At 48.3% G+C, this 2,462-nt stretch carries 3 protein-coding genes and 1 pseudogene; all 4 read right to left on the bottom strand.

Features of this window, described 5'->3' with window-relative positions; genetic code table 11:
* Window positions 1-724 (bottom strand): annotated as a pseudogene (locus HMPREF2983_RS05375) (conjugative transposon protein TraM); the annotation flags it as partial.
* Window positions 717-1,019 carry a hypothetical protein gene (locus tag HMPREF2983_RS13445; protein WP_083316697.1) on the bottom strand — a complete coding sequence of 101 codons (303 nt, stop codon included), beginning with the start codon at window positions 1,017-1,019 and terminating at the stop codon, window positions 717-719. The pseudogene HMPREF2983_RS05375 and the gene HMPREF2983_RS13445, both read right to left, overlap by 8 nt.
* Window positions 1,020-1,023: 4 nt before the next feature.
* Window positions 1,024-1,647, bottom strand: coding sequence for a conjugative transposon protein TraK (gene traK / locus HMPREF2983_RS05370; RefSeq protein ID WP_070667275.1), 624 nt, complete (start codon window positions 1,645-1,647; stop codon window positions 1,024-1,026).
* A gap of 45 nt (window positions 1,648-1,692) precedes the next feature.
* The coding region (traJ, locus tag HMPREF2983_RS05365; RefSeq protein ID WP_070667272.1) for a conjugative transposon protein TraJ at window positions 1,693-2,462 on the bottom strand (770 nt) is incomplete at its 5' end.

Genomic DNA, 2,462 nt, shown 5'->3' with positions numbered 1-2,462 from the left:
AGTCAGCGTCGCTCATCGGCTGCCCCAGTGAGGATACTATCTGCCTACGCTCCGGCAGCACCTCCATTGCAGGCTTCTCATTCTGCATGGTCTTGCCCTTAGCGGCTTCAGAGCCACCTACAGTGTCTTCCGTCTTCTCCTTTCCTGCCGTCAAACCACTATTGAAAGTAGGTGGAGTTGAAGCTTTAGGAAGATACTTCGCTGCCATCTGATAGCTCTTTTCCATCAGTGCAAGCTGTCTTTTCTCTTCATTGTCCTTCCTGCTGTCTTTGGCAGAGAGTTCCTTTTTAAGGTTATCTATTTCCGAACGCAGGGCTTCACGCTCCTCTTCGTGTGGGTCAGGAGCGTAAAAGGAGTTCAAGAGGCGGTTATTCTCTTCATAGCGATGCATGGAGTTTTCTATCTTTGCCGTAGAAGCAGCTGTCTCTGCACGCTGCACCTCTGATGGAGCAGTGTTCTGTGCGAAATAGTCCGATAGTCTGCCCATCTCCTCGCGGGTCTGTTCTTCCTCGTGTGCCTTGTCGCCTAATTCGTAGGCTTTTAGCTTGTTCTCCGTTAGTTTTTCTGTCGTTGCCTGTGGGATACTGTCATTGAGTCCCTGCTCCGCTGCAGTCTTATCCTTGCCCGAAGGTGCGAAGATAAACCACATCGAGAGGGCAAACAGCAGTCCCAGTCCTCCGAAGACCAAGCCTTTCTTCATTTGTTCTTTCTGTTTATTATCCATTTTCTTTGATTGTTTGATGATGTTGTATATAAAAATTGCCGTGTAACTCATGGAAAGTACTGTCCGTCCGTATCGGACTGTCCGTCAGCTTTCCCGTGGGGATGGGTAGTTTCTCCTTCTTTGGAGGAAGGAAAAACTGCGCTATCATCCAGAGCGAGCACAGCAGATAGATGAAACTCAGCCCATAGACGATTTCCTTTCTCTGCCTTATCGTGAGCCGTTCACACCGATGGCGAAGCCATAGGTGAAAGCGCAGATAGTGACGTGAGAGTAAAAAGTTTCTTTTCCTTGCCATAGCCTTATCGTTTATAAGTCTGTATATCCCTGTTCTCCTTGACAAGGAAGTTCTCCATCAGGAAGCCTTGCGGGTTGTTATCCGAGCGGACAGAGTTCTGCAGCGTGCAGGTTGTAATAAGACTGCGTTCTGTAACATTACTCTGACGGACGATAAACTCCCGTGCATAGGTCGTTACCGCATAAGGGTAAGTATTAAAGTTGCAGTGAATAGAGTCCACCTCTATGCGCTGATTGACATTACCCGATATGGCACGGTTATAATAGCCCTTCTCTGCCAAGTCTTTGTAATAGTTGAAAGCCGACTTGTCACACAATACGAAAGCACGCTCCATGTTCTTCTCAATGGCATCCTTGTCGGGTGCAATGGTGAAGAATAGCTCATGGAAACGACGCACGTGTTCTCTTGCCTCTACGGGACGGTTTCTACTTGCATCCTGACTGAGGGCAAGCATGAGCGACTTTCCCTGATCAAGCACATAGATTTTCTCCCGCTGCTCCTTAGCGAAGCTGTACGAGGCATAGACGGCATAACCGCTTACTGCCACGCAGACGATGGCAAAGACAAAGGCATAGAGTCTTATCTGCTTGAATGAGGTCTCGATATTACCAAGTGATTTAAATTCCATTTTTCTTTTATATCTATTGATTAATTAAGCATAGTTGTTCGATTTCTATTTTCCTTTGAGCAGTGCACCCTTGATACGTCCACCGACATTTCCCACAGCAGCACCTGCGCCAGCCATAGCAGCCTTGCCACCGGTATATGCGCCTTGCGCACCATGCTGTGCTGTCTGGTTGACATTACGACCGTATGAGCCGATACCACCACCCGCTTCGATAATCCATCCTGCCACGGTAGGTACACAGAAGTAGCCTACAATACCGATAAGGAAGAAGACGATGTAGTACCATGTCCCCGAATCAGGCAGGTAGTTAGGGTCACTGAGTGCTTCAATATCCTTCTCTATCATCAGAACCTGTATTTTCGTAAGCAGTGCCGTAAGAATAGAGCTGACAGGCAGCCACAGGTAGACAGAGATATAGCGTGAGAACCATGCCGTAAGTGAACCAGCAAGACCATCCCATACGGCTATGCCGAAGACTATCGGACCGAGAATGGCAAGGACGATGAGTATGAAGGTGCGTAGTGTGTCGATGATAAGTCCTGCAGCATGAAACAGAAGTTCTAAAAGGTCGTGTACCATCTTCATGATCCATTGCTTGGTCTGATAGGCAGCACGCTCGGCATACATACCCGCTATCGTCACGGCATCTTCAGGTCCGATGATACCCATTTCCTCAATCTTCTCATCGAACTTCTCGTTGGAAACAAGGTAGGCTGTCTCAGGATTCCTAAGGTAGGCTTCCTCCTGCAGCTTGTCACGCTTGGCAGTAAGTTTGGCAAGATTCCCCTCCTGCTGGTGTACCATCATCTCCGTTC

The sequence above is a fragment of the Prevotella sp. HMSC077E09 genome (assembly GCF_001814685.1).
Taxonomy (GTDB): Bacteria; Bacteroidota; Bacteroidia; order Bacteroidales; family Bacteroidaceae; genus Prevotella; species Prevotella oris.
Note: the sequence above shows the minus strand (reverse complement) of the source record. Positions and strands in the feature narration are given on the sequence as shown.